Origin of the sequence: Apilactobacillus intestinapis (assembly GCF_049166695.1) — a bacterium.
Classification (GTDB): Bacteria; Bacillota; Bacilli; order Lactobacillales; family Lactobacillaceae; genus Apilactobacillus; species Apilactobacillus kunkeei_C.
Genome location: NZ_JBMHFD010000001.1, coordinates 91,048 through 116,945, shown reverse-complemented (window position 1 = coordinate 116,945; position 25,898 = coordinate 91,048). Strand labels below are relative to the sequence as shown.

General features: G+C 33.8%; 35 protein-coding genes and 1 tRNA gene. All 36 read right to left on the bottom strand.

Annotated elements, in window-relative coordinates; genetic code table 11:
• Positions 1-14: 14 nt before the first annotated feature.
• Positions 15-383 carry a hypothetical protein gene (locus ACOMA7_RS00765; protein WP_421391401.1) on the bottom strand — a complete coding sequence of 123 codons (369 nt, stop codon included), beginning with the start codon at positions 381-383 and terminating at the stop codon, positions 15-17.
• Positions 384-387: 4 nt separating this feature from the next.
• Entirely contained in the window at positions 388-1,626 is a 1,239-nt protein-coding gene (locus ACOMA7_RS00760; protein ID WP_421391399.1) for a hypothetical protein, read from the bottom strand.
• The gene (locus ACOMA7_RS00755) at positions 1,626-2,072 is read right to left on the bottom strand and encodes a phage baseplate plug family protein (protein WP_421391397.1); all 447 of its coding nucleotides are present in this window, start codon (positions 2,070-2,072) and stop codon (positions 1,626-1,628) included. Before ACOMA7_RS00755 ends, ACOMA7_RS00760 begins: the two co-directional genes overlap by 1 nt.
• Before the next feature lie 11 nt (positions 2,073-2,083).
• The gene (locus tag ACOMA7_RS00750; protein ID WP_421391395.1) at positions 2,084-2,974 is read right to left on the bottom strand and encodes a hypothetical protein; all 891 of its coding nucleotides are present in this window, start codon (positions 2,972-2,974) and stop codon (positions 2,084-2,086) included.
• Positions 2,975-3,035: 61 nt separating this feature from the next.
• Positions 3,036-7,175: a phage tail tape measure protein gene (locus tag ACOMA7_RS00745; RefSeq protein ID WP_421391393.1), complete on the bottom strand. Its 4,140-nt coding sequence runs from the start codon at positions 7,173-7,175 to the stop codon at positions 3,036-3,038.
• A gap of 217 nt (positions 7,176-7,392) precedes the next feature.
• Entirely contained in the window at positions 7,393-7,872 is a 480-nt protein-coding gene (locus ACOMA7_RS00740) for a hypothetical protein (protein ID WP_263500544.1), read from the bottom strand.
• Between the two features lie 29 nt (positions 7,873-7,901).
• Entirely contained in the window at positions 7,902-8,324 is a 423-nt protein-coding gene (locus tag ACOMA7_RS00735) for a PLP-dependent aminotransferase family protein (RefSeq protein ID WP_057197999.1), read from the bottom strand.
• Between the two features lie 11 nt (positions 8,325-8,335).
• A complete protein-coding gene (locus ACOMA7_RS00730; RefSeq protein ID WP_421391391.1) occupies positions 8,336-9,415 on the bottom strand; it encodes a hypothetical protein in 1,080 nt (359 codons plus the stop codon).
• Positions 9,416-9,442: 27 nt separating this feature from the next.
• Positions 9,443-9,928, bottom strand: coding sequence for a phage neck terminator protein (locus ACOMA7_RS00725; protein ID WP_421391389.1), 486 nt, complete (start codon positions 9,926-9,928; stop codon positions 9,443-9,445).
• Positions 9,921-10,328, bottom strand: a complete 408-nt coding sequence (locus tag ACOMA7_RS00720; protein ID WP_263504939.1) for a hypothetical protein — start codon at positions 10,326-10,328, stop codon at positions 9,921-9,923. Before ACOMA7_RS00720 ends, ACOMA7_RS00725 begins: the two co-directional genes overlap by 8 nt.
• Positions 10,328-10,933, bottom strand: a complete 606-nt coding sequence (locus ACOMA7_RS00715; RefSeq protein ID WP_421391386.1) for a hypothetical protein — start codon at positions 10,931-10,933, stop codon at positions 10,328-10,330. Before ACOMA7_RS00715 ends, ACOMA7_RS00720 begins: the two co-directional genes overlap by 1 nt.
• Complete coding sequence (locus tag ACOMA7_RS00710) at positions 10,930-11,283, bottom strand: hypothetical protein (RefSeq protein WP_053795559.1); 354 nt, start codon at positions 11,281-11,283, stop codon at positions 10,930-10,932. Before ACOMA7_RS00710 ends, ACOMA7_RS00715 begins: the two co-directional genes overlap by 4 nt.
• Before the next feature lie 11 nt (positions 11,284-11,294).
• On the bottom strand, positions 11,295-11,531 hold the full coding sequence (locus ACOMA7_RS00705) for a LysM peptidoglycan-binding domain-containing protein (protein ID WP_421391384.1): 237 nt from the start codon (positions 11,529-11,531) through the stop codon (positions 11,295-11,297).
• 2 nt (positions 11,532-11,533) lie between these two features.
• A complete protein-coding gene (locus ACOMA7_RS00700) occupies positions 11,534-12,664 on the bottom strand; it encodes a major capsid protein (protein ID WP_421391382.1) in 1,131 nt (376 codons plus the stop codon).
• A gap of 11 nt (positions 12,665-12,675) precedes the next feature.
• Positions 12,676-13,071 carry a hypothetical protein gene (locus ACOMA7_RS00695; protein WP_094750419.1) on the bottom strand — a complete coding sequence of 132 codons (396 nt, stop codon included), beginning with the start codon at positions 13,069-13,071 and terminating at the stop codon, positions 12,676-12,678.
• Between the two features lie 16 nt (positions 13,072-13,087).
• A complete protein-coding gene (locus ACOMA7_RS00690; RefSeq protein ID WP_421391379.1) occupies positions 13,088-13,690 on the bottom strand; it encodes a capsid assembly scaffolding protein Gp46 family protein in 603 nt (200 codons plus the stop codon).
• 127 nt (positions 13,691-13,817) lie between these two features.
• The gene (locus ACOMA7_RS00685; protein WP_421391377.1) at positions 13,818-14,741 is read right to left on the bottom strand and encodes a hypothetical protein; all 924 of its coding nucleotides are present in this window, start codon (positions 14,739-14,741) and stop codon (positions 13,818-13,820) included.
• A complete protein-coding gene (locus ACOMA7_RS00680) occupies positions 14,707-16,326 on the bottom strand; it encodes a phage portal protein (RefSeq protein WP_421391375.1) in 1,620 nt (539 codons plus the stop codon). The genes ACOMA7_RS00685 and ACOMA7_RS00680 overlap by 35 nt, the downstream gene beginning before the upstream one ends.
• A 12-nt stretch (positions 16,327-16,338) precedes the next feature.
• A complete protein-coding gene (locus ACOMA7_RS00675; RefSeq protein WP_421391373.1) occupies positions 16,339-17,613 on the bottom strand; it encodes a PBSX family phage terminase large subunit in 1,275 nt (424 codons plus the stop codon).
• Positions 17,614-17,683: 70 nt separating this feature from the next.
• Positions 17,684-18,001, bottom strand: coding sequence for a hypothetical protein (locus tag ACOMA7_RS00670; RefSeq protein WP_421391371.1), 318 nt, complete (start codon positions 17,999-18,001; stop codon positions 17,684-17,686).
• Positions 18,002-18,292: 291 nt separating this feature from the next.
• Positions 18,293-18,517: a hypothetical protein gene (locus tag ACOMA7_RS00665; protein ID WP_421391369.1), complete on the bottom strand. Its 225-nt coding sequence runs from the start codon at positions 18,515-18,517 to the stop codon at positions 18,293-18,295.
• A gap of 155 nt (positions 18,518-18,672) precedes the next feature.
• A complete protein-coding gene (locus ACOMA7_RS00660) occupies positions 18,673-19,518 on the bottom strand; it encodes a terminase small subunit (protein ID WP_421391367.1) in 846 nt (281 codons plus the stop codon).
• Positions 19,519-19,565: 47 nt separating this feature from the next.
• Positions 19,566-19,751, bottom strand: a complete 186-nt coding sequence (locus ACOMA7_RS00655; protein WP_057198030.1) for a hypothetical protein — start codon at positions 19,749-19,751, stop codon at positions 19,566-19,568.
• Positions 19,752-19,779: 28 nt separating this feature from the next.
• Positions 19,780-19,852, bottom strand: a tRNA-Thr gene (locus tag ACOMA7_RS00650).
• Between the two features lie 666 nt (positions 19,853-20,518).
• Positions 20,519-20,932, bottom strand: a complete 414-nt coding sequence (locus ACOMA7_RS00645) for an ArpU family phage packaging/lysis transcriptional regulator (protein ID WP_421391365.1) — start codon at positions 20,930-20,932, stop codon at positions 20,519-20,521.
• Positions 20,929-21,132 carry a hypothetical protein gene (locus ACOMA7_RS00640; protein ID WP_421391363.1) on the bottom strand — a complete coding sequence of 68 codons (204 nt, stop codon included), beginning with the start codon at positions 21,130-21,132 and terminating at the stop codon, positions 20,929-20,931. Before ACOMA7_RS00640 ends, ACOMA7_RS00645 begins: the two co-directional genes overlap by 4 nt.
• Entirely contained in the window at positions 21,129-21,806 is a 678-nt protein-coding gene (locus ACOMA7_RS00635) for a putative HNHc nuclease (RefSeq protein WP_421391361.1), read from the bottom strand. Before ACOMA7_RS00635 ends, ACOMA7_RS00640 begins: the two co-directional genes overlap by 4 nt.
• The gene (locus ACOMA7_RS00630) at positions 21,806-22,294 is read right to left on the bottom strand and encodes a hypothetical protein (RefSeq protein WP_248605768.1); all 489 of its coding nucleotides are present in this window, start codon (positions 22,292-22,294) and stop codon (positions 21,806-21,808) included. Before ACOMA7_RS00630 ends, ACOMA7_RS00635 begins: the two co-directional genes overlap by 1 nt.
• A gap of 5 nt (positions 22,295-22,299) precedes the next feature.
• Complete coding sequence (locus tag ACOMA7_RS00625; protein WP_421391358.1) at positions 22,300-22,812, bottom strand: hypothetical protein; 513 nt, start codon at positions 22,810-22,812, stop codon at positions 22,300-22,302.
• A 174-nt stretch (positions 22,813-22,986) separates the two neighbouring features.
• Positions 22,987-23,175, bottom strand: coding sequence for a hypothetical protein (locus ACOMA7_RS00620; protein WP_421391356.1), 189 nt, complete (start codon positions 23,173-23,175; stop codon positions 22,987-22,989).
• Positions 23,172-23,321: a hypothetical protein gene (locus ACOMA7_RS00615; RefSeq protein WP_421391354.1), complete on the bottom strand. Its 150-nt coding sequence runs from the start codon at positions 23,319-23,321 to the stop codon at positions 23,172-23,174. The genes ACOMA7_RS00620 and ACOMA7_RS00615 overlap by 4 nt, the downstream gene beginning before the upstream one ends.
• The gene (locus ACOMA7_RS00610) at positions 23,308-23,805 is read right to left on the bottom strand and encodes a hypothetical protein (protein WP_421391352.1); all 498 of its coding nucleotides are present in this window, start codon (positions 23,803-23,805) and stop codon (positions 23,308-23,310) included. Before ACOMA7_RS00610 ends, ACOMA7_RS00615 begins: the two co-directional genes overlap by 14 nt.
• Positions 23,805-24,017 (bottom strand): hypothetical protein, encoded by a 213-nt coding sequence (locus tag ACOMA7_RS00605; RefSeq protein ID WP_421391350.1) that lies wholly within the window; start codon positions 24,015-24,017, stop codon positions 23,805-23,807. The genes ACOMA7_RS00610 and ACOMA7_RS00605 overlap by 1 nt, the downstream gene beginning before the upstream one ends.
• 12 nt (positions 24,018-24,029) lie before the next feature.
• Entirely contained in the window at positions 24,030-24,209 is a 180-nt protein-coding gene (locus ACOMA7_RS00600) for a hypothetical protein (RefSeq protein ID WP_421391348.1), read from the bottom strand.
• A complete protein-coding gene (locus ACOMA7_RS00595; protein ID WP_421391346.1) occupies positions 24,210-25,031 on the bottom strand; it encodes an ATP-binding protein in 822 nt (273 codons plus the stop codon).
• Complete coding sequence (locus ACOMA7_RS00590) at positions 25,015-25,773, bottom strand: conserved phage C-terminal domain-containing protein (RefSeq protein ID WP_421391344.1); 759 nt, start codon at positions 25,771-25,773, stop codon at positions 25,015-25,017. The genes ACOMA7_RS00595 and ACOMA7_RS00590 overlap by 17 nt, the downstream gene beginning before the upstream one ends.
• Positions 25,774-25,898: the final 125 nt, after the last annotated feature.

Below are 25,898 nucleotides of genomic sequence, written 5' to 3'. Positions count from 1 at the left end.
TATCTCACCACCTTTCATTTTTTAAAGTCTTTTTTATTTGCTATCTTCCCAATAACAAATGAGTAATCAACAGAATGCTTTCTATTTGAACTAACTGGATAATATCCCTTTGTATATTTGGAATTGTCATAATCTAAGCAGATAACGATAACTTCATCCCCATTCTTGTAATCTAGTAGTTCTGGTTGGCCTGGAAGAATGATAAAATGTACTTTCTGAACCATTGATTCTTTCTTACCATCAATCCTTGCAAGTGGTTGTACAGTAGCTGTAGGCGGTGTCATTTTTTCAATTTTAGCTATATATGCAACAGAAACATCATTGATAGAATTGCTATAAACCTTTCTCATCAAATCTGTAAAATAATCTTTTTGTTCAGCCATTTAATCACTTCTTTCTGTTAGTTCGTTTAGCTTTGGCTTGTTTTACTCGTTTAGCATCTAACTTAGCCTTTGCTTTAGCATCATCAGATTTTGCTTTCTTAATTTCACTAGCTTGTTCTTTTTTGTATTGTGATAACTTTTTAAAATTAATAGTCATTGTTGGTGTATCTGAATTACTTAATGTGGCATTCCCATTAGTGACTATTACATCATCTGTAAATCCTGAAAATTTATCATCAATTCTAAAAATGACTCCTGTAGTAATTATTGGATTGAATAGAATAGTAGCTTCATAAACATCCTTGTTATCTTCATCTGTTGATAAGCTAGGTGAAGTAATTAGCCCCGTTTTAGGTACACACGTGTAATTCAAATGTTTATTGCTTACAAATGACTTGATTACTAATTTACCGTGTTGATAGAACATATCGGTTTTACAATCTTTAGCAATATCTTGGATACATGACAGTGGTTTCTTCTTAGCGGTGTAACCAGAATAATAGACGTGGTTATAGACTAGTTTCATTTCACTAATCTTAATGCCAGCTTTATCAGCTAACGTCTTAATGATTGTTGAGCCCTTTGTTCCTGACTTAAAACTCATGTTTTTATATACAGTTTTAACCCTATATACTTTTTGCTTATTTGCTTTTTCAGTTGCTCTGCTTTGAGCTCCCTTTAGTTGAGTTCTATATGCCTTAATCGAATTTTGAATTTGTACGTAGTTCAAATGTTTTTGATGTCTTGTAGCATTAGGATTAGCATTTAGCCATGCTTGACGCCTCTTTTTTGCATTGTTTTCAAAATTCCTCATTTGAGAACGATATGTTGATGATTTGTTTGTAGACTTAGCTCTAACTTGCTTGCTTTGTGCTACCTTAATCGCTTTCTTTGGATCAACCTTTGTTCCATCTTGTATCGTTAGATGCAAATACCAATCTCCTGATTCCCATTTAATTGCATCTACTGTCGTGATAGATGCAGTTAATAAGTGAGCTATGTTATTTTCAGTGAAGTCAGCATTATAGAACCCTGCATAAATGGAAAGATTTGAACCCACTTTAAACTTGCTTGCAGTCTTTTTAGAAATTCCATGAATTGTAATATCAGTATCAGACGGAACATCTTGATTACTAAAGTTATAAGTTATTTCAATTTGAGCATTTTTACCCTGCAAATAGCTTGATACAATTCTAACTTCATCATCTAACTCTATCCTTTGATAGAAGTGTACTAATTCCATTATTCATCACCTACTGACTTATCTGTTCCATAATCATTGATATCAGAGTGCGCTGTGTTGTCTGATACGGTATCATCATCACCTTCATCGCTAGAATTGCCCGCATTTGCGTCTGTGTCATCGTCATCCGTATCTTTTATGAATAATTGAACTGTATTTGTAAAGTTAAGCTTACTAACTTCAGTTTCGTTACCTTGTTCATCCATTGGAACGATATTAATTAAAGGTAATCGAGGATCATTAATTGAGCCGAACAATGGATAACCGTAAACTAGTTTTTCTCCGTTAACAATTTGAATTCCATTCTCATCAAATAAATCAATGTAGTAACTATCATTGATTTCGTTGTAGTAAAGATAAAAAGTAAAATCGATACCATCAATGGTGTAATCAAATTGAACTGGAACATCATCTAAATTAATATCAATATAGTCATTTACTGCCATCTACTTACCTCCTAATAATAAATTTTTGCACCAATTGGTATAGCCTTTTCAGCATATTTGTTTAGCTTTCTAACATGTTCTAAAGAAACATTCTTACTTCTTGCAACTGATACATAAGTAACACCTGACTTAGCAATTACATATCTGTGTTTATTAGTTGCCTTGCTGCTTTTTGTTCCCTTCTTATTACCTTTATGACCTACATATTTTGTTGTTCCTTTTTTTGTTTTAACATTTGTATCAAAAAACTGAGCTTCTGTTAAAGTGATTGATACATTAGCTGAATTAATTCCTGTTCCTGTATCCGTAAATTCATATGAGTTCGTAAATGCACTGATTTGTACACTTTCTGAATTATAATTATTTGAATGGAATATCAATGGAACACCATTATTAGACCAATATCTTAATTTTCCAATTTCACGTTTAACTTCATTCATCTGATCAATATCACCGCCACCAATTATTGCTTCAAATGAAATTGTATTTGCCCCTTGTTGAGTTGTTGTTGATAGGTTCATTCCTTTTTCAACTGCTTTAGTGTTAACTTGTGGAGAAGTATCAGCATTAGCTGTTTTCATATATAAAATTACATAGCTTTGATTTGTATTAGGATTTTGAGGAATTAAAGTAGCTTTGTCATTTGAAAACATTGGATTTTTTCGCATATTCTCTAGAGTATTACTTCTTAATTCATCAAATTTAGCTTTTTTCATGTTCACTTTTAATGATGCAATTTTCTTTTTATAATTTTGAATATTTTTTTGTTGAATCCTGATAGAATTCTTTACTTTAGTAGTTTGCTTTTTATTTTTTAATTTATTTAAAAGTGAGTTACTATGTTTAATTTTTGCGTTTAGTTTATCCATTTGTTCTTTCAATTTCTTTTCAGCTAATGTCATATATATCACTCCTAATTTATTTTTATGTACAAGAAAAGAGCTAGAATAAACTAGCTCTTTTCTATATTTTTCCAAGTGCATTATGTGCCATGCGTTGTACAGCTTGCTCTACAGCTTGTTGTAACTTGCTTGGTAATTGGTTAATGGTTGCTGAATCAGCATTACCATTAATATTAATTTCAACATTCATATTAATTTGTGGCTGTTGTAATCCACGACTTGACTTACTAATCAATGAATTAGCCATTGAAACTAATCCATTTCGTTTAGTCTTTTCAGATTTACTTTGCATTAACTTAGCAAATGGTGATGTTCCATCTGACTTAGCTCTTGCACTAATAGCCTCCATAATTAATCTATCTGCTGATTTGCGTTTTGGATTAATTGCTACTTCAGGTTGTCCTGGATATTCGCCAAATATAGCAGGTTGAGAACTCCAACCACCATTTGCATATCCATGTCCATTACCTAAGAAGCTTAAGCTATCTCCATAACGGTGTCTGGCATAATTTAGACCTGCATAAATAGATGCATATCCATTATTCCAACCACCTAATCCTGGATTACCGTAAGCTGCAAAAGTTCCTGGTTTAACTTGCATTAACCCCATTGCTCTACCATCAGCTAGTCCATCAGTACCACCAACTGCATTAGGATTACCACCAGACTCTGTATTGATTTGTCTCAATACCCTGTTTACCATATCGCCTGATGTACTCAATCCTAAAGCACTTAAAGCTTTAATTACGGATGGTTTCCATCTTTGTACGCCAGAACCACCTGGGTTAGAACTACCACCATCGTCAGTTTCTTTTTTAAACCAACTAGCAATTAGATCCTTAGCTTTATTAATAATTCCTCCACCAAAATCGCTGATGATTGGAATCTTACTAGTAAAGCCACCAAACATATTCATAACAGTTTTGATAGGATGAGCAATTGCGTTACCAATAGCCTCGGCATCATCAACAACTTTCCCACCAATTGATTTAGCTACCTTAACTGCAGAGCCTGCAAAAGATTTAACTTTCTTTCCTGCTGAACTAGTAAAACTTTCAATTCCGCCAATAATACCTCCACTGGCATAGTGTTCAATGCCTTGTGAATTCATAAAAGCTTTAGTTTCCTTAGCATTTAAGATTTGAGTTCCTGCAGGTAACCAACCAGTCCAGTTACGTTGTTGTGGTATAAATGCTTTCCCGTTAGGTAGAATTGCGAGTTCTTTGTTACCAGTTTCTGGGCTATCATGACCATCATTTAACATAGCATGTGTGCCTTTTGTAATTTGCTTTGAACCAGAAGTTCCAGAAGCAAATTTAATAGTTGGAATTGTATGACCACTTCCTCCTACATAGCTTAGCAACTTGTTAATACCTTTAATTCCACCATTTAAGAATCCAATTACACTATTTAAACCAGATGTAAATGCTCCCTTTATATCTTTCCAGATACTTCCAAAGAAAGCGCCTAGTCCTTTAAATGGTGCTTTTAGAATATCAACAACACCACCAACGATTCCTTTTAAGTCTTTACCTAAATGTTTCCAATTACCTGTAAAGACGTCAGCAAATACTTTAAATACATTACCGATAACTTTAAAGACACCTTTGAATAGACTCTTTAGGAATGCGCCTACACCTTTTGCAACTGCCTTAATAATGCTCATTGCTGCTTTAAATACAAAAGACAAGCCCTTAAAGATTGGCTTTGCTTGGTTATATAGATATTTGAATACACCTACAAGACTATGAATGTTCTTTCTACCTTGCTTTGATTGGAAAGCTTTCATCATATAATGCCAACCATCAGTAACTGGCTTAAATGATTTTTTAATAGCTTTAAATGTTCCGCTAAATGTATTCTTAATTGATTTAAAAGTACTTTTAGCAGCATTCCATGCACCAGTAAATGGTTTAAATGCTCCCTTTGGAAACAACTTTTTCAAGTTAGGAATTGATGCTTGAATTTTCTTTCCAATCCACTTACCTGCAGAACTACCAGCAATACCACCAATAGCTCCACCTGCAAATCCACCGACAGCAGTTCCAATTCCTGGAACAACTGAACCAATAGAAGCACCTAATGCTGAACCTCCAAGTGTTCCACCGAGCATTCCACCCGCTGAACCAATTTTAGATCCCGCATTCTTATGGTTCATACCAATTAACTGACTACCTGCAACAGCAATATCTAGATATGGTATTTTCGAACCTAACATTCCTAATCCACGAGTTAATCCACCAAATCTTCCAACTCTTGTGGCGTCTTGAGCAACGGTACCACCAATTTTTGCAAAGCTACCAACCTTACCAAATCGAGTTCCTGTCTTTTCAACGCCTCCGAAAATTGACTTAAATTTAGTCATCTTACTGATATTTCTACCATTACGTTCAACTCGTGACATTTGTAAGCCATCACCTAATCCACTTGATGAATTACCAGAACCTGCAATTTCACTAGCAGTTCTCATCTTTCCTGATTCTTGAACCATAGAATTACCCATAGTTTTAGAAACAGGTTCAGTGAACATCTTACGTAGTTTCCCAATTGCTAATCCAATAGCTCCGAAACCCTTTGTAAGTGATCCAATGATAAATGAAATAGGTGCAACTCCTGCTACGAACACCGTTCCATATGCAACGATTTTCTTTAACCATCCTGGTGCAGCAGCTAATTTAGCAATCAAATTACTCATTCCATTAGCAACTTTAGTGAACGTTGGTAATAATTCATTTGCAAAGGTTATATTTAACTGACTCATTGCTTCTTTAAACTTGTTCATTTGAACTTGAGCAGTTTGAGCATTCTTGGCAGATAATTCAGCTATATATCCCTTACCATGATTCTGGTTTTGTGATTTCTCAACTTGTCCATTTAACTCTTTTAACTGCTTAACATTGTTTGACAAGATGGTTGCTGCTTGTTGTCCAGTTTGTCCGAACAATGCATTAAAAATAGCACCTCTATCTGTACTAGACATTCCTTTCATCTTGTCATTCAATTTACTAAATACATCTTGCAATGGTAATAAGTTTCCTTTAGCATCCCTAAAATCTTGTGCAGATAATCCGAGTTGCTTTAACACGTTTTGAGATGCTCCCTTTTTAGGAGCAACCAATCTACTTAATACCTGTCTTAATCCAGTACCTGCTTGGCTCGCATCGATACCATTATTACTTAGGATACCAATTGCACTAGATGTTTCAGCAATTGATTGATTAGCATTATGAGCTGTTGCACCAACGTATTTAAGTGCTTCACCCATTCCACTAAAGTCAGTAGCAGTTAAATCAGCAGCATATGCCATTTGGTTTAATACCGTTTTAGTATTAGCCGCCATTTGATTTGAATTATTAGTCTTTAGACCAAATGATTCAATAGCAGCAGTGGCATTATGAACAACATCTGTATAGTCATCACCAGAAGCAATTGACGCTTGTAGGAATTGTTTTTGAGTTGCTAGAGTTTGGTTAGTTGAATAACCACGTCTAATCAATTCTTCATATCCTGCACCAATCTTTTCTTGTGATACACCATATTGCAATGATAAATCAGTACCAAGTTTACGCATCTTATTAACGTTACGTTGAGCTTCAACTTGTGCTTCACCACCAGTAACAGCTAAGTTCTTAATTTTTACATATTCATTTTGTAATGAAACTGCTTTTTTAGCACCACTGATAAATGCTCCTCCAAGTCCCAGCGTTACAAGACTCATTGATTTACCAATTGTTAAGAACTTATCTCCAACGTCATTTAAACGCTTAAATTTTGCTACTGATAAGCTTGCTGTTTGAGTTAACTTAGATTGTGATCTAGATAATCTATTATTGTTATCAGTACGTGTGTTGGTGTTAGATGTTGATGATTTCGTTGCACTATCATCAATCGCTTTCATCTTTTCAATCGACTTGGTAACTCTGTTATTCCCAGATACTGCTTGATTGGTAAACTTTCTGCTTGATTCAAGTGCTTGTTTATTCGATTCGCTAACTTTATCAAATGTACTTTTGTAGTTCTTAGCAAAATCAGATGATGATTTTGTAAAGCTATCAAGTTGTTTTGATAAACCATTCATTGTCTTTTGAACATTACCGCCAGACTTGGTCATCTTAGTTAGTGCTTTATTAAAAGAATCAATTGCTTTCTGGTCTACCTTAACCGGAATCTCAATTGTCGCTCTTCTTGATACATCAGCCATCTAAACACCTCCTAACATACTGCTATATAGATTTCTTTGACTTTCAATTCTCTTTTTCATTGCATATACAAACACAGACAACTCTGGAGCATTCATATTTGATATCTTTTCAGCATCAATAGTAGTTGCTCCATTAATAAATGCATTCCACATAATATTGGCATTACTGTCATGATTGATGTAGAACTTTATGGCTCTTTCAGATAAAGTCTTTAAACTAATCTGTAAGAAACGTTTCAGCTTGATCCATGAACCAGTGGTAAGTTTCCTTTGCATGTTGTTCAAAGAAGTCCCAACCAATTACATCATCAGTAACCTTGTCGTTGATTAGTAATGAGTTGTTGTTGAACATCTTAAATAATGCTTCGTGGAACTTAGCAGGTGTTAGAACAATTGAAGTTTCTCCATCTTCTTCAACAACTACTGAACGCTTAGCGTCAATAGTTTCTGCATCACGAAGTGAAGGTGATGTGATTTGAACTTTAATCTTTGTTCCGTCTTTTTCAGTGATTTCTAAATCACGAGTACGGCTATCAACATCAGTTACCTTTGTGCGTTTTTCCAAAGGCATGTGTGAAGTATCAACATCAGTAGATGCTGAACTTGATGCAACCGCACTTTCTGCAACAGCAGATGATTGTACTTCTGCTGAACTTGATTGAATTTCTGAACTTTCTGAATTTAAGAATTCTGCCATGATAATTTCCCCTTATTTTTTAATTAAGATTAAACTGCTGAAGCATCTGCATTAATGCACTTGAATGCAATTGATGCGTTTGGTGCTTCGTTACCTGCAGAGATATTTGGCTTCTTTTGAATAGAAGCTGTTGTAGTAGTAATACGTTCTACTGGTGTTGTAATAGTGATGGTGTGTTGAGCATCATAGTATGCTTGGTCAGCTGCCATCATCTTTGCGTAAATGTTTGATAAACGAGATACGTTAACTGTTAATGTAGCTTGGCCATTGTGGTTAATGATACGAATACCATTACCATAAACATCAGATGAAATAGTAATGTGGTCTTGGTCATATTCAAGTGTAAACACATCACCTGATGCATAAATATCAGGTACGATACCATCAATTGAGATAACAATATCGTTAACATCCCACTTCTTATCTGTAGCTACTGAACTTAAACTTGCCATTATATTTCCCCCTATCCTTCGACTTGTGGAAGAACCACAGTTTGACTTAGTGTTGCTGAATCAATTGTGTTAATTGGACGATATTTGTAACTCATACCAGTTAATACACCTGAAGCCTTCTTGCTATCTGAAACATCTGATGCCTTAACTGCTGTAATAGTGAAGTTAGGATCGATGTAATCTTTGTCAGCAAAATCTTTCAATTCTGCATAGATAGTTGAGTTGAATAATGAGATACCCGCATCGTCATATGTGATGCGACCTTCGTTTTGTAGGAACAAGTTGTTTAGGCTTGCTGATACACGTTTAGTAATTGCATCACGGATAACAATTGCTTGTAGTTGGTCACCAGATTGAGTAACACCTAAAGTTAACATTGGTGTACCAGCACGGTAAGCATATGTTGCAATGTGATTTGGTTTGAAGTATTTTTCAACGTCAGAAACGCCAAATTCATACTTATCTTGTGGTGTAACACCGTTTAATTGGTTAACGAATGTTGCTGACTTACCAAGCTTTGCATTTGCGTAATCAGCTAAGAAGTGAGCACCAAAGTATTCATCTTTGCCATTTACTAATGGTTTAGCAACTACAAATGTTGCTTTGTTACCTGCAATGTTTGTCGCTTTAACGAAGTCAGCTAGTTTGCTTTCATCAGAATAAGCAAAATCAAAAACTACTTCCTTGTTGTCTTGTTGTTCAACGAAGTTGGCAATTGTTGATACTGCAGTTTGTACATTATTAACGTCACTGCCTGATAGTGTGTCTACTACAGAGTGGAACAAGAAGTATTGAGCACCCGCATAGTAGTATTTAGTAAGTTGGTTAGTTAATGATGTTGTATCACCTTGTTTATAGGTCAAAACTTGGAACAAGGTTGAATTTGCATTATCAAAGTAAGCATCAGCTTGGTCATAGACTGCTGTACCAGGTTGGTAATCATTAATTACTGATTGAATTGATGTGTATGATTGGAATGTTTCCGCATTCCCTGCAACTAACAGCATTACTCCTGCCATTCCTGGATCGAAAACAGGGCGTTCATAATTAGTTACAATTTGAATTGGAGATAATGTTTGTACTCTTGCCAATTTAATAGCCTCCTATTGTTTGTTTAGTCAATCTAAACTGTTAATTTTTTCAATTTTTGATTGATAGTTACGATATAGTGTTAATTTCATTGATAATGAACGTGCTGATACGTTAAAAAGCCCTGCAAAATCATTTGTAGAGCCAGAGGTATAGTCACATTCTTTTAAAACTGCACCATACTGATGAAAAGTAGATTTATATTGCGGGTCAAACAATAACGTGGCAATGTCGTCTGCCATCATTAATGTTTCATTCCCGTTATCTGAATAACATGTGATTTGAATAAGATAGTCTGCAATTTCTTTTTCACGTGAATGCAAACCATTAGCAACTTCTGCTGTTTTGTTTACAGATGAAATGGTCACGTATGGATAACTGGGCAATTCATTACTGGTGTAATCCATAATGACGTGTTTGCCGTCCAAGCCAGTAATATCTTCAATCAAATGTCTTATTTGTCCATATAAACCAGACCAATCAAACGTTTTAGCTTGATAGATATTTCTAGCCATTGTGATCACTCCTATCTTGTAGTTGGTAAACAAAAAAGCCTGCTATATCGCTATAGTCAGACTTCTTTGCAATTGATAACTGCTTATCTTTATATTTAACTCGTGTCTTTAAAGGTAAATCTATTTTAGATATCCACTCATATGAAAAGTTTTCAACTGAACCACCAGATAACATGTTCAATGTATTACCTAATGAACTAGAAGCGGAAGTCCCAGTTGGAATAATTGGTTCACATACTGTCACCCAATCACTTTCAGCATAGTTATTCCCAATATCGCCAAAACCATCATCAGATGAGCTTTCAACTTCTTGAGTTGTCTTGTATGCTAATTCAACTTTAAATATCCTATACAGTCTATTTAAGGCTGTATTAAATGTTCTCTTTGCTACTGCGTCCATTAAATCACCACCCATGTTATCGAACGTTGCAAAGCACCAGTATCAAGTAAAGGATTATTAAATCCTTTATTGTTCTGTGTAATCTTTGCATTCATTGGTTCATTAGTTGCAACCATTTCACGTTTCATTTCTATGCTTAAAAATTTACCAATTTTGTCGAATATTTGTCCCGCTGTTGTTTTATGCAGATATATATCTACAACGCCATTAGCAACAATATTTGCTATTTTGTTAACGTTTTTAGAGGCTGTTACGTCAATAAATGGTCTAGCAGGTAATTTAACTTCTTTTGTTAATAAGAAGTAAACTACCAATTTCCCATTCTCAACTTTTGCAAGTGTTTTTTGCCCTGATTTAGCAACATGCCAAAACAAACCATTAATTTCTCTAGCAGTACGTTTCCCAGCAACTGGCATAGGTATTGTTAACCATTGTCTTGTTACTGGATGAATAACAGCACCATTGTTTTGCACTTCTGCAATCATTTGATTATATTCAACCGTACGATTGCCAGTAGCAAGTAATGACCCAACAAAAACACGATGCTTATTTAAGTTTTCAACCTCTTTAATGCCCTGAGTTAAATAATCAAAGTCATAACTCAAAATGTTTTAACACTCCAACCACCTAAATGTAGGTCGTTTAATAGACTTATAAAGTCATTTAAATAAGCTTTGCTACCATTTTCATTAGCAGACATTCCTACTTGGAATACATCCGCTTTGATTGTAGTAGCAATACCATCAGATTCTTGGTTTGATTTAATTAAATAAGCAGTATAAAGAGTTAACAGCATAATCTTATTATCTTTATTCAACACATTATATTTACTAACTTTAATATTTGCTCTTTGAATAAAGAAATCTAATTGATTAGTTGCATTCGGATCATCAAACAATTGCGAATAATTAGTTTTTAAATTATCGCTAACAGCTTTCTTGATGTCTTCATCCATATAAATCACCTTTATTCTTTATCGTCATCTACTTTGCTATCAGTTTTGTTTGTGTAACTTGTTGATGAATAATTTGATGCGTAACTAGTTGAAGTAGTTGGTGCATCTGTTGGCACTTCAATTACACGACCTTCAACCAAGTATGGTTGAGGTATCTTTTCGTTTGCTTTACGTAGATTACCAACTGAAACACCGTACTTAGTAGCAACTGCATATTCTTCATCATTTGCTTGTACTGTGTATTTCATTATTATTTACCACCTTTGCTATCAGTTGAGTTACTTGCTGAGTTATCAGTTGTAGTTGATGCAGGAGTAACATCCTTAGCACCGTTATCGTTACCAGTTAAAACAGTCATAACACCAACGTTGTTTGATGCCTTGATTAATGGTAGGAATACTTCTGAAACTTGGTACTTAACACCCACTGGGTCATCAATTACAGATGTTGTAACAGTAATGCCGTCAGTAGTTGTTGCTACGTCGTAACCTGCATTACCTGCTAATCCCATTTGTTCTTGAGTTTCAGTGTGAGCCATTGAACCAATCTTTTCAGAAGGTACAAGTACAACCTTGCCGTCTGGAATGAATTTCTTACCACCAACTGATTTGTCGTAAACCATGATGTCTAATCCAGTTGCATCTTTGAAGATTGATTCAGCTTGAGCGTTTGATGTAGCAACGTTATTTGAATTAGTTCCAAGACCTAATGTATTAGTGATTTGTCCTGAATGAATTAACTTGTTGTAAGTCATTTGGTTCATGATTGCAGTGTTAAATCCAACACCTAATTTGTTGCTTAAGTTTTGAGTAAATACATTTACATCATCTGTAGGAGTTGAGTCTTTTGTTCCCCAGTCCTTATCAACAGTTGTAAATTGGTCTTGTGAGTAGAAGAAATCAACAATTTCATTTGATGATGCATTTGGATATTTGCTGAAGTCAATCTTTCCGTTTACTAGACCTTCAGTAAATAGGTATTCACGAGTAACACTTGCATTGTTAAATAACTTAAGTGCGTCTTGTAATTGTGTACGTACGACTGCTTGTTGTTCGTATTGTGAAGTTGCACGAGCTAATGCGTCGTTAACCGCACGTCTTGTACGTTCATCAACTAACATGTGTTTCTTGAATTGGTTTAGCTTGTAAGTAGCTTCACGGAATCCTTGATTCTTCATTCTAGTTGAACTTGCGTCTTCAGTAACCATATCTAGCACTGATAGACCATCATTTTTACCAAATACAACGTTAACAGCAGTACCGTTAACAACTTCATCATCTAGAAGTACTTGGTATAGGTAAGTTGGTTGTTCGTTTACATTTGTGTTCCATACAGCAGCAACTGCTTGTGGGCTTGCAATGTTTTGTAGTTCTGTTGGCATTTATATCTCTCCTATCTATCGATTACAGTAATTTTTGGTAATGACTTAACTAAGTTGTGTACTTGGTCGTCACTGTAGTATTTTGCCTTTGTGGCAGTTTCAATCATTGCACGGTTAATAACACCTGCAACAACTAAAGCACCGTCTACTTGACCGTTATTTACGTTTGCACGGTGCAATAGAACACCTTGTGCCTTGCTTGCGTCAGTAGTTGGTGTCATAACTTGCTTGCGGTCGCCAAGTAATACATCAGTAGATGCAGTTAACCATGTACCCGCTTCGATAAATTTGTTGCCGTCAGTGTCTGCTTGAGCAGATGGGTCATCAACAGCAACGGTAAATGCAACCGCTTGGTCTTCTTTAACAAGGATTGCGTCATCTGGACTTAAAATGTCTCTAAATTGCATAATATATGCCTCCTAATTATTTAATGTCTTTCAAACTAAACTTTGAGCCTTTAAAAGTGTCCACAAGTTCTTTTGTCTTTTGACTGTCATCTAAGTGACTTGTGGTATTAGGAACTTGAACCTTTTGTTTGATTGAGCTAATTGATGCGTCAACGATTGACTTCAATTGGTCGTATTTCTTAAATGTTTCATCTTCGTTATCAGAAACAATTAATGAAAGTTGATCATCAGTTAGGTTCAACTTATCTTCGTTAGAACGCTTTAAAACCTTGTTTCTAATTTGTCCTGTAATTAATTCAGAATTTAAAGACTTGTTCTTTTCTTTCAAACCATTTAATTCATCTTGAAGTTTCTTCATTTGGTATGATTGCTTTTCATCATCCCCCATACCATTTGTCTTTAGTTTTTCAACTTCTGCAGATAATGAATCAACTTTTGTTTTGTTAGAATCAATGGTTGCATTCAAAGAATCAATTTGCTTTAGATACTTGGCATTTGATTTCTTGACAATTGAATTAACAAGGTCGTTGTATTCTGCCGGAATTTCTTTAGGTTCACCTTCTCCTCCTTCGTCAGCAAAGAATTGTAGTCGCATAGGTAAAGTATGCTTATTTAACATAATAAAAACTCCCTTCCATAGCTTTTAATGGTGAATCAATGCTTGCACCTATCCATAGCTTTTATGACGACTTCAATGCTTGGTCGTAAAAATAGGTAAAATAAAAAGCCTTAACGATTGTTAAGACTTAACTTGTTACTTTATTTAAAAGATTAACCATTACATAGAAACATCTACAAAATGGATGTGTATCACCTGGAATATCTGGAACATCTGAAATATCATATGGTCCATTGTCAGCAACACTTGCACATTTATTACATGCTCCTGGTTGATTAACGACATCAACTTGTTTACCACCTAGCTGTTTAAATGTAGTTAGATTAACTTGGTTAATAACACGTGAACTTTCTGTCTGCACTAATCTTCTTGCATTGAATTCTGCAATATTAATACGATCAGAAATGTTTTGATTAGGTTTAAACTGCTTTGTATTAACATGCTTTGACAATGTTTTATTTAAATCATCTAATGTCATCCCTTGCCTTAGATGTTTGCTAACTAGTTTCTGAACATCGCTAGCAAGGTCATCAGTATTAATCCATAATCTATCAGACCATATAGATGCATTTTCACTATTGTTAACAATAGTTTGTACATTTGCTTGATTAAATTTGAGTTTCATTGTGCTGTTTAACCATTTAGTTTGACTTGCTATGTCATTAGCTAAATTGCTTTTAGCAAAATTTTCAATTTTAGCGGTCATATCAACAATGCCTAAACCAATTAATGCAAACATTAATTGATATCTACGTTGATAAGCTAATGAAGTGTAAGCTTTGACTCTATCAGTGGCATTATTGCCCCAGTTAGACGCATCACACTGCAAGATAGCTTGTTTCCATTGATTAATACCCCATTTATCAACCATAGAACGTGTCTCAGCAATGCTTAGATTGTTCTCTTTAGCATAATGATTATAGAACTGAGTTAAGTGGTCACGAATGAACAACAATGCAGCATCATAATATGCATCGAAATGTTTTTCGTCCGAATTATCTTGATCAACTAACTGATTAATCCGTTTCTTCACTGTTGTTTGAGTTATCATCACTGTCACCACCATTATTATCAGAACCTGCGTTCTTAATTGCATTATTTACAATGTCTTTAACATTTTGAACGCCTTGTTCTTGTTCGTTCAACCAGTTTTGTACTTCTGCATGAGTGTCCTTTACTAATGATAATGCTGATAGCTTAGTTTCATTAGTTACTTGTCCATCTAATGCTTGAACTGTTTGAGCTTCTTCAAGAACGTTCTTAGGAATTGATTGTTTATGGTTAAACTCAATGTTTTGAACGTTGGCATTAACCTTTAACTTACTAAATAAGCAACTGAACAATGCTCTTAAACTGCTATCCATCTTAGATGCCTTTGTTTCTGCTTTACTCATCATATCTTGATAACGTTGTTTCAATGCAATACCACTAATAGCACTAGCAGATTCACCGAACTTGCTATCATTCATATTAACAACTTGAGCATTTTGATATACTTGTTCGATTGTTCTATCAAGCATATGTTCTTGCATGTCGTCATTAATATCTGGCGTTACATAATAAGCATTAGGTGTTTCTTGTTTGTCATCAGATAATGCATCAGATTCATCTTTAAATAGATTTAGTACGTGCATTGTCTTAACATTTGTAATTTGGTCATCAGTAAGCTTTGCTCCAGTTACAACCAAGATACCGTTTGAGATTGAATTGATGTCGTTTGCTTTGCTAGATAAGATTTCATCAGCAGCATCAATCAGACTTAAGACGTTGTCAAAGATACCAACACGTTCATCATTTTCGGGTAATTCAAATACTGGAAATCCTTCAAATGAATGAATATTCTCTTGATTAAGAATGTTTGGTTGTCCTTCCTCGGTTTCTTGAACATTAACCATAGTTAAATTCCCTTTTGTACCACTGAAGTGATAATCTGCTACGTCATCCATAACCCAGATATCATTATTAATTCCATTAGTAGAATAATTAATAGCAATTACTGGGTTATTTAATGGTGTGTTGTCGTAGACAATCAATGTATCTCTAGGACTTAATACGGCTATATCAATTGAATCAGCAGTATCAAACGCTCTAAAGTATGCCCTGCCATAAATATCTGCGGTCTTAGCATACTCACTCGCCTTATCTGTGAAGTTAACATCATTCATCCAATTAGAAATATCTTCGTTGGTCTTATCAGATTCATCTTGATTTGTGTTATCTACATACCTAATTTGAATTGGATCACCAATAAAGAAACCATTGAATGTATCAGTTAATTTCTTAGGTAAGTTAACAATCAAACGATTATCTGGTTTGCCAAGTGGTGTATCTGGCTTTTGCATAATTGTATGATGACGTCCCTTGTAATAATCTCGTTTAATACGATATTTAGGAACAATGTTTTCTTCATGATAATTAGCAATGTTTTCAATAATGCTTGGGTCAGCAAGCAATTGCTCTTTAGTTAACGTTGTATGATAAACATCACTGTCATCAATATAAACATTCCCGCCATCAGCAACAATCTGGTCATCATTATCGGTCATTCCAAATGCATTAGAACCACTTTGGAATGTTTGACCAGTTAAAATATAGTCTTGTAAATTCTTAACAAGTTTACCGTTGATAGTTTCCATTGTTTACCTCCTTTAAAAGTCTTTGTACATTTGTACTCCATTTGTTTTATCATCTTTTGGTCTTAATACTTTCATGCAAAAATACCTCATTGCATCACATTCATGATCGAACTTTTTAATTACTTGGTCTTTACCTTTTTCAGCGGCTTTATCATCCCATGAGTACGTTTTTAACTCTTTGAACAATGGTTGCATTTTGTTCGTAAACTTAATAGAACCATCATCCATACGCAGTTGAGTTACACGGATACCATTGTTAACATCATTATTTGCTTTAACAACTTTATATCCACGCATTTGCAATGATTTAATCATTGAACTTGCTGACGGGTCCATGATTATTCCTTGAGGATTAATACCATGCAGGAAGTGAACAAAATCATCAACATATTGTTCATCAGTCTTTTGTAATTGATGTTCTTCACCATCGTAATAATACGTGTCTAAGGCGTACCAAATACCGTCTGTACCTTTGCCCCATAATATGAATACCATTGGATGATATATACCATAATCGGCGCTAACGATATACGTTGTAATGCTTACTCCGTCTGGAACATCCCTTATCATAGTTTCTTCATCGAAGTTACTATAAACAAGTCCATCAGCTGATACCCATTCGCCTAAAATAAAACGCTTGTAGAACGCTCCTGAGTACATTGCAGATGCATCGTCTATCATCTGTTGAGTTAATATCGGGTTGTCGTTCATGCTAAAACGTAGCCTAATAGCCTTTTTACTTTTTAGATCATCAATCCAATGACGTTTAAACCAGTGATAAGGATTAGATGGGTTACAGTTGAACCAATACTTATGTCCTTCAACTGACAAACAACGACCAGTAGCTTGATTAACAAATGACTCTGGCATAAGAGCTACCTCATCAAAGTAACAACCTGCTGCTGTTAACCCTTGTACAAGGTCTTGACTTGATTCATCTTTACCACCGAACCAATAGAATGTATTTGTCACTCCACCATAATTGATAATCATCTTGTTATCTGATTGACGTTCAATGATGTTATAACCACGTGGACGTAAGTAATTCTCCAGTGGCTTAATAACGTTACGTTTTAGCGACGCAATCGTTTTACCTGCAATGATAAAGTCCATTCCGTCAAAGTGGCTCATAGCCCAATAAATGAAAGCCTGCGACATCCACATAGTCTTACCTGTACGAATAGAACCATCAGCAATGAATGCATTCTTATTCTTCCACTTTGGATCGAACGACCACTTAAGAATAAACATTTGTTTAGCTGATGGTGGCGTGTATTCAACTGACATGGATATCACTTCCTTTCACGTGTTTTTATGTACTAAAAAAAGGCTAGCTATTTGCTACCCTTTAAATCAATTAATCTTTAAACCAACACTTTATATCTGTTTCGTATATAAATCCAAATATCTCGTTTAGCTCACCTATGGCACAAGAATAAATACCACTGTAAATAGACCAAGTTCCATCTTCATAAAATGAAGCAACTGGTTTATCTCCTAGATTAAGTTCTATAAGGCAATGAACATCACCTTCTTCTTTTGTTATACGGTAATCTGGTATTTCTTTTTTTTCTGCTGAGAAACGATAATTAGGTATTTCTTCATCATATCTATTAATTTCAAAATCTTCATTTAAAAATGCAGCTAGATCGAAAGGTGTTTCATAGTTCATCATGTTTTTCTCCTTTTTTTATGATTGTGAATAATCATTAGCAGTAGACTAATTTAACTGCTAAAAATAACTAAATTTAAGCAAAATAAAAACACGCTATAACCACTGATATGACAACGTTTATAGCGTGTTTTTATCTCTACTTTACATAATGTATGTTAAGCGAAGTAGACGCACAAACGTTGATATAACAACATTTATAAACGTCACTAATTAATTTCACAAACTTCCTTGTGAATTTGCTTATTGTGAAGTAGGTTCACAAACTTAGTTATCTTCCTTAAAAGTATAAATTCAAACATCATTTTTATCAATATTAAGCCATTTGGCATGCTGTTTTGTACTTTGATTAACCCAACCTGCCATAATGTCATCAATAGTTTTCTTGTTATCATAATCAATCTTGCGTTTGTCTCCACGGAATTCTTGACGAGCAACGTTATAAATTGCTTTAGATAACTTAAGCTTTAATTCGTTGTCACGTTTATCTACTTGAGTTGATTTAATGTATTGTTGCATTAATTCATTCAGTAGTGTTAATTCTGTGAAATTTAGATTAACATTTGTTGTTCTTGTAAACAATTCGATAATAAATCACTCCTTATTAGGCAATATCAATATAATCAGTAAAGCTACAATCAACGAAGCATAACTGAATAACTTCAAATATTTAATCATTCCTCAATCTCGCTTTCGTCAATTTCATCTTTACCACTTGCTACTGATTTTCTAATTGCTTGAATCAATGGATCAGATTTAGTATCAGTCTTTTGTTCAGGCAAGATTTTAACTAGTTCCTTAAGCATTGATGTCTTATCATACATATCTAACTTAAAACCATCCCTACCGCTTGAAATCGATTTAATACCGCTCGTGTCGATTGTATTAAAGTCTTTTGGAATAACATCAACAGTATAGTAGTAATGTTTAGTGCCATCGGCATTCTTTTGACCTTTGGAATAAACCTTTTGAATATCAATCGTTACATAATCAGATATATCAGTACGGCTTAGCTTAAGCATGTCGTTAATAACATCTTGTGCATTTGCGACCATTGTATTCGCCATTTCTTCTTTGCATTCTTCCAATAATCGCTTTACCTTAGCCTTGCTTAGTAGCGTTGAACCATTTGTCATCGCCGTAGCATGCGAGCAACCAAACGCCTCTTGATAAGCTTTTGTCGCATTGTAATACTGTAAGTACAGTAAAACAAATCGTTTCTGCTTATCGTTAAGCGTTTCATTGCTTGTAACTTTATCTGTAACGTTCTTATTTGTAACAGCGTTACGTTTTTCCGTTACACTTTTAGGCTTAGGCGTTACATCTGTTACATCATCTTTAGCAGCTTGTTTCTCTAGTTCCTTTGCAATTTCTGGATCAACTTGCCACTTACCACGTGAACGATGAACTCTAATGGTTGTTGCTTTAACGCCATACTTTAATGCTAAGTCTTTATATCCAATACCAGATTCATAATCTTTCTTAATTGCTTTCCAGTCTGCCATAGCACCCGATAACACTCTCCTTTCATCTAGTCTTATGTAACGTTACATTGTTACGTGTTACATTATTCAGCCTTAACGTTCTTACTTTCGTCATATAACGCTTTACGTAACACTTTAATACGTTTCTTCTTGCTCTTTACATTGTGCTGTACATAAAACAATACTTCATTAGCATGTTCATTAATGTATTCAGCATCATCTAAACTTTGAATCCAATCATCTTCAGGATTACTTAGTGGTCCAATCAAATCATCACATCCCTTATATGTATTTATATGCTTGTTGTAAGACTCGAACTTACCACCTCATGTTTACAAGACATGTGCTCTACCAGATGAGCTAAACAAGCATTAAAAAAGACAGCCATTATAGACTGCCTAGTTAATTATTATCGTTCTGGCTTGATTTGCACAAGCGAGCGCTGTATATAACTACAGAGTGTTTTACTCATTAAACTACAGAACGTTTACAAGAGAACTATCGTTATCATAGTTCTCTATAACAATTTATTCAGATGTTGTTTATAAATTAAAAAGAAAGATTTTACATATTGTTTTTGCATACATATTTCATCCCAAATAAATTATTATTTTTGCCTTATGGCAATTGTGGAAGATAGGTTTGAACTATCATCTTTTACATACGTAAACGAGTTTCATTACTCCATTCCACCATATAAAAAACCACATCTCTGTGGTTAAAAGAATGTTGTATATTTCTCAAGATACCGCCTGTTATTGATGCAGGCAATTGGTAATCCAGGAATCAAACCTAGAATGACGTTAGTCATGTAATCATACTTACCTAGTAACAACATATCACTAGATTCCCCGGAAGCTACCATTGAGGTAGCAAAAACTAAAAACGGAGTTGAACCGTTATTAGTCAATAGTTTTTGTTAGGTGTAAAAAAGCTGCAAGACAATCATTTATATATAATTTTCTTACTATACCAATTATATATGTTTGAGTATTTTATTGGTCTTAAATCAGTCTTAAATGTGTCTTAATTTAGTCTATTTCAAAGGAATGGATACTAAACTACATGTAATTCCAAACCAATATTTTGCCTCTTTAAGATATTGATAATACGTAGCCTTGCTAATACCTAACTTGTCCCATTCAGGGATGTTATCATTTTTATCCATATCAATATACTTGTTATAAAGTAACGCCTTAAATGAAGGCCTTAAATTATCAATCGCCTGTTCGATACAGTCACAGTATTGCTGTGATCCAATATGATTCACAATATTAGATTCAGCAGGATTATCAATTTTACTTCCCTTTGGCATTCCATCACTATCTGGGCTACCAATTGTTCCTGGTTGTTTCTGAGATAACTGATATTGTAGTTCATAGTTTTGTAAGTATTCAGTCGCTCTCTTAATCAGTACATCCCTATCAATTCTGTCATAAGTAAGCATCATTTATTCATCCTTTCATAAGCTTCCATGTATTCTTTAGTTTCTTTTGTCCATTTGTCTCGTGGAATTGATAGCATTCCATAATAGATTGCTGGTTCAGCATCTAAGATTGCATATTTTAATTCATATTGTTTAACAGCCTGGTAATTCGCAATCTCATGTATACGCCATGCAAGGTTAGATATTAGTGTTCGTCTATTCACTGATTTATCGCTCCTTTATCCGCTAAATTTAGCTTGTCTATCATTTCCGGTGTCAACTTAATTGGTTTAATTTGATACTTCTGCATAAAAGTACTTATTCCATCAGTATGTTTACCTGATATATGATGCTTATCGCATAACGTCCAAGCATAGTATCCTACTTGATTAACATGTCTACGATTTCTGCCCATCCCAATAGTATCAACATGATCAAGCTGAGCATGTGTTTTCCCACAAACAAAACATATTCTGTGCATAACAAGTTGATATCTTAAGGCGTAACTCTGCTGTATCTCGTCCATTATTTTTGTCTTGAAAGGTATCTCATTTTGAATACAGAACGTTATCTCGTATTCTAAAAATTGTTTAGCTATTTCTATTGAGCAATTGCTAAAGCTAAACCACACTGGATTGTCCATTTGCTCTATGAATCTAATCTTTAATATTTCTTCCACATTAATCTGTGTATAACCAAGATATTCTGCAATTTCATTAAACAATGCGAATATCTTTTTTCTTTGGTCAACAGTTATATGCCTACCATCATCAAAGTACATTGTTGATTGAGAACCAACAGCATTTGTGATCATATAACGTTGGCTATCAGATAAATCTTTAATCCTAATGGTTATTTCATCATCATTAAATGAAGTAATAAATCCAGTTTCTTGCATTATTCATCACCAACTAGCACTGCCTTACGTGTATCTATAATTTGATAATATGGTAATTCGTTCATTTTCGACCAAGTCATCTTCGTTTGTTCGTGGATCATATTCTTTAGCATTTTTTGATTTCTATTTTCGTAAGTTTTTCCATCAATAACCGTCCATACTCCACCATTTTTTCTAAGTTTATTCTTTTGAATGATTGAAGCTACAGTACCCTCAGATAATCTCATCACTCGCATAATATCAAATTTGTTATATCCATTTGCTAGCATTTCAGATACTTCAACAACAGTTTTATCAGTTGTTTGTAATTCTGGCTTAATAGTATATTTGTGGACATCATCAATAATCTTTTTAGATATTTGTCTTGAAGATGATGCTCCAAATGACTTTCTCAATTCAATTAATTTATCATTGCTCTCATTAACATTTGTAATCGATCCAAATTCTGCTTCTAGTTCATGGATGATTTTAATTTGTGATTCTTTCAAAGTAATCATTCCTTTACATAAACATCCCTAGTGAAAATATGCTTATCTACTCCAAATTGTTTCTTAAACTTTTTCGGACTAGTTTCATATCCCATCTTGGTTACACTATTCATTAATTCACCTAATGTCGCTGCTCTTAGTACTTTGTCATCAACTACTACTTGATAATATGAATGTCTTAGTTTAGCTCTAGTTATACATGTAAGAACGCTAGAACGTTTTGAACCAATATTTTTAGCAATTTCAGATGACTTAATATCTGGATTTTTAGCAATTTCAATTGCAATCAATTCATTCAAAGTTCCATGCTTTTTTTGAATTTTTGCAGGCGTGATAGCTCCAATGTGTGCATAAACATGTTCACTTTCCTTGTATACTTCTTCATCTTCTTTGCCTAGAATATCTCTACTTTGAAGTTCAATTAAATCAGGATCATCACTCGGAGCATTTTCAATAGAACCATAATTATGTTCTATCTTTTGTATTGTCGAAATGATGTAATCGTGTTCACTTGTCATTATCATCACCACTCTTTTTGTCTTTGTTTATCTGTGAGTAATATTCATATTTGCAACTGTAAAATTGAATAATAATATATTCCACTAAATCTTTGATTAGGTTGAATAAAATTGAAATAAATAAAATTGAGACACTTCCTAATACAAGCCAACGAATAATTTCTGAAATTGTCATTAATCAATACCTTCTTTCCTTAACATTTCAATAATTTGATCACTATTTTTTCTAACTGATGTAACGTTAGATGCATAATAATCTCTTGTTCTAATATCTAATGAATTATCAAGATACATTTCTTGTACGACTGCATTAAGCAGTCGGTTATTTGCTTTAATTTTGTCAATTAGTTCTTCTTTTTTCATTCTTCATTCTCCTTGTAGATAATCATTACAATCACATTTCCATTATCTTGGCTAATTTTTACGTCCACGACGTCTAAGTCCTTCATAAAGTTATTAATAGCTGTTTCATCACCAGAAATGTAGTAAATAATCTTAATTTTTGTCATCAGTAACTTCCACCTTTCCTAGATCAACAATCTTCGCCATGTTGGTAGGAAGTGTCGATTTTAGTTTTTCGATTTCGCTTTCAGAAAAGATATATGTTTTGCTCTTCAGGTCACTATATGAAACGAGACTGGAAGTGTGTCCTCTATAGTTGTCATTTGTCGATTTATAGTAAGCGGTTAAATGGTAGCCGTCGCTATCTTCACCAATAATGATGTTGTACTTCTTTTCTGGAAACCAATCTTCATAAGGGTGTTCAAGTACATATTTACTAATCCAATACATTTCTTTCCAATTTAAAGTAATCTTGTTTGTTGTAAGTAAGATTTTTTTATTTAATTTATCAAATATAGAAATGCTCCATGATTCGTTGATAAGCTTATAATCAACTGTAAACATTCCTTTGTGCTTTTCTGATAAATAATAAATACCTTCATTTTCATTTGTTTCATTTAACTTATCTACTAAGTCTTGTAACGTTTTCATTAATTTTCTTCCTTTCCAAAATTGATAACCTTACCCATTGAATTTAACCAATCGATTAATAAATCTAGCTTCTTAACATCATCTTCTGCACGTTCTTCTTCATCAGTTAAATCAACATCTGGATGATCTTCAAAGTATTCTTGAAAGTCAGATAAATCATCTGCAATATCATCTAAAATTCTTATAATTCTAAATTTTGTGTAATCATTCATAACTGTGTCTCCTTATGCGTAAACTACATAATCAAAATCATATGGACTATCTAAATAGCTAACCTTGAACCATCTCATTTCATCTTCCGTAAAGATGCTCGCTTGTTCTTCATTTTCAACTAATGAAATCTTGTAGATACTGCCTTTAAACCAATGCCATTTGTTATTTTTCAAAATCTTTAATTTATACATTTAAAAGTCCACCAATCTTTTGTCTGAAGTCTTTTCTGTAAATTTAATCAAGTGTCCTTTGACACCTTTTTCCATTCTTGATACAAGTTTTGGATTGTACATAGCTTCTAACTCTTTAGCATTCAAATTAGTTGTGATGATTATTCTTGATCTTGCATTTAAGATTCCAAATAAAATCTTTTGTACGAAGTCACTAGCTGATTTATCTCTATTCATACTTGCTTCACTTCCTAAATCATCTAAAACAAGTAAATCAACATTAGTGAGCAATCTAACCATATTTCCTTCCGAATATTTGTTATCAGAATAATTAAAGCTATCCTTGATTCTTCTAAATAACTCATCAACTGATACAAACAAACATGATTGAGGCTTTTCTGTAGTATTATTGACTGCTTTTAACATTGATAAAGCTAGGTGTGATTTACCTCTTCCAGGTTCTCCAGTAAGTAGAGTATTGAATTGATTATCTTTATTTAGATATTGATAAGCAGATTGTTTAGCAATGTGTAAAGCTTGTTTTTGTTCGTCATTAGTAACTTCAAAATTATCAAAAGTAGCATCTTTTAGATCACTGTCAGTCATAATGCTGTCTTTAGCTAAAACTTTACTTGTGCGCCTTTTTTTAATCTGGTTCGTATATTTAATCGTTAACTCTTTTTCTTTTGTTTCTTGCTCGTTTTTTTGGCAGATAGGACAGAATGGTTGTCCTTTTGAAACGTCTAAAATAATCTTATTAACATGATGCTTTGAACATTTTTCATCAGTAACTGTTGTATGCTTGTTTAAAAAATCATTAAACATGTTAGAAGTCGATTCCATGTACCTCACCACCTGTATTTCTTGTATCTATTTTTTCATTTAGATATCCATCAATCTTCGATGCTCTAAACAATGTTTCAATTCTCAAATATTTATCCATGTCCGTGTTTAGCCATGAAGAACATTTGTTATCAATAACACGCTTTAGATCATCAATTGAATAATCTTTAAGTCTAGCTTCTATCGTTTTGTAATTAGATTGTGTGTTTCTGAAGTGTTTATCAGCTTTATCATTCAAGTAGGCAATTATTTCTTTCGCCTTACTATGGTCGTGTTCGTTAGAACTCGACATATTATTTGTAGTAATCTCTGTAGTAGTCTCTTGGTAGTCTATGGTATTGGTAGTGTCAACTTGGCACTCTCCATCGTGACAACTTGGCACTCTCGTCGTGCCATTTTGGCACTCTCGATGTGCCACTAGTTGATTTAAATATTCATAGTTGATTGAATACCAATTTGTTTTGTCGAAACCACGCTTGTTATACCTTGATACATCAATAATTTTTTGTGTTTCTAAGCTAGTTTTAATTCTTTTAATTGTTCTTAGTGACCAAAATGGAAATTGGTTTTTCCACTCTTCAAATGTGTTATATATCCATTTTCTTCCGTCGATATTATGGTTTGATTTTTGTAACCAATAATTTAATTGTTGAAGAAATATAGATTCGTTCAATCCTATTATTGTTGCTAACTCAGGTCTGATAACTAAAGGCCTTTCATTAAATAAATAGTTATCTGTCATGCTTATCACGCTTTCTCTTTTTTAGATCATGATAAATATAGTTAGCATTCCAACCAAAGTAGATGCTACATATGATTAGAACAATGATGCTTACAGCAATGTTTAACATTTGTCATCCCTACTTT

Coding starts and splice junctions, on each gene's coding strand:
- ACOMA7_RS00745 (WP_421391393.1), bottom strand. CDS start 7,175: ATGGCTGATGTATCAAGAAGAGCGACAATTGAGATTCCGGTTAAGGTA.
- ACOMA7_RS00635 (WP_421391361.1), bottom strand. CDS start 21,806: ATGCAAGAAACTGGATTTATTACTTCATTTAATGATGATGAAATAACC.
- ACOMA7_RS00615 (WP_421391354.1), bottom strand. CDS start 23,321: ATGACAAAAATTAAGATTATTTACTACATTTCTGGTGATGAAACAGCT.
- ACOMA7_RS00705 (WP_421391384.1), bottom strand. CDS start 11,531: ATGAAATACACAGTACAAGCAAATGATGAAGAATATGCAGTTGCTACT.
- ACOMA7_RS00610 (WP_421391352.1), bottom strand. CDS start 23,805: ATGAAAACGTTACAAGACTTAGTAGATAAGTTAAATGAAACAAATGAA.
- ACOMA7_RS00595 (WP_421391346.1), bottom strand. CDS start 25,031: ATGGAATCGACTTCTAACATGTTTAATGATTTTTTAAACAAGCATACA.
- ACOMA7_RS00740 (WP_263500544.1), bottom strand. CDS start 7,872: ATGGCAGAATTCTTAAATTCAGAAAGTTCAGAAATTCAATCAAGTTCA.
- ACOMA7_RS00700 (WP_421391382.1), bottom strand. CDS start 12,664: ATGCCAACAGAACTACAAAACATTGCAAGCCCACAAGCAGTTGCTGCT.
- ACOMA7_RS00645 (WP_421391365.1), bottom strand. CDS start 20,932: ATGATGCTTACTTATGACAGAATTGATAGGGATGTACTGATTAAGAGA.
- ACOMA7_RS00755 (WP_421391397.1), bottom strand. CDS start 2,072: ATGGCAGTAAATGACTATATTGATATTAATTTAGATGATGTTCCAGTT.
- ACOMA7_RS00710 (WP_053795559.1), bottom strand. CDS start 11,283: ATGGATGAAGACATCAAGAAAGCTGTTAGCGATAATTTAAAAACTAAT.
- ACOMA7_RS00690 (WP_421391379.1), bottom strand. CDS start 13,690: ATGTTAAATAAGCATACTTTACCTATGCGACTACAATTCTTTGCTGAC.
- ACOMA7_RS00680 (WP_421391375.1), bottom strand. CDS start 16,326: ATGGAAACTATCAACGGTAAACTTGTTAAGAATTTACAAGACTATATT.
- ACOMA7_RS00600 (WP_421391348.1), bottom strand. CDS start 24,209: ATGTATAAATTAAAGATTTTGAAAAATAACAAATGGCATTGGTTTAAA.
- ACOMA7_RS00735 (WP_057197999.1), bottom strand. CDS start 8,324: ATGGCAAGTTTAAGTTCAGTAGCTACAGATAAGAAGTGGGATGTTAAC.
- ACOMA7_RS00675 (WP_421391373.1), bottom strand. CDS start 17,613: ATGTCAGTTGAATACACGCCACCATCAGCTAAACAAATGTTTATTCTT.
- ACOMA7_RS00750 (WP_421391395.1), bottom strand. CDS start 2,974: ATGACATTAGCTGAAAAGAAATTGAAAGAACAAATGGATAAACTAAAC.
- ACOMA7_RS00590 (WP_421391344.1), bottom strand. CDS start 25,773: ATGACAGATAACTATTTATTTAATGAAAGGCCTTTAGTTATCAGACCT.
- ACOMA7_RS00760 (WP_421391399.1), bottom strand. CDS start 1,626: ATGGAATTAGTACACTTCTATCAAAGGATAGAGTTAGATGATGAAGTT.
- ACOMA7_RS00620 (WP_421391356.1), bottom strand. CDS start 23,175: ATGAAAAAAGAAGAACTAATTGACAAAATTAAAGCAAATAACCGACTG.
- ACOMA7_RS00685 (WP_421391377.1), bottom strand. CDS start 14,741: ATGATAACTCAAACAACAGTGAAGAAACGGATTAATCAGTTAGTTGAT.
- ACOMA7_RS00625 (WP_421391358.1), bottom strand. CDS start 22,812: ATGACAAGTGAACACGATTACATCATTTCGACAATACAAAAGATAGAA.
- ACOMA7_RS00605 (WP_421391350.1), bottom strand. CDS start 24,017: ATGAATGATTACACAAAATTTAGAATTATAAGAATTTTAGATGATATT.
- ACOMA7_RS00725 (WP_421391389.1), bottom strand. CDS start 9,928: ATGGCTAGAAATATCTATCAAGCTAAAACGTTTGATTGGTCTGGTTTA.
- ACOMA7_RS00695 (WP_094750419.1), bottom strand. CDS start 13,071: ATGCAATTTAGAGACATTTTAAGTCCAGATGACGCAATCCTTGTTAAA.
- ACOMA7_RS00765 (WP_421391401.1), bottom strand. CDS start 383: ATGGCTGAACAAAAAGATTATTTTACAGATTTGATGAGAAAGGTTTAT.
- ACOMA7_RS00670 (WP_421391371.1), bottom strand. CDS start 18,001: ATGATGAACTATGAAACACCTTTCGATCTAGCTGCATTTTTAAATGAA.
- ACOMA7_RS00665 (WP_421391369.1), bottom strand. CDS start 18,517: ATGCAACAATACATTAAATCAACTCAAGTAGATAAACGTGACAACGAA.
- ACOMA7_RS00720 (WP_263504939.1), bottom strand. CDS start 10,328: ATGGACGCAGTAGCAAAGAGAACATTTAATACAGCCTTAAATAGACTG.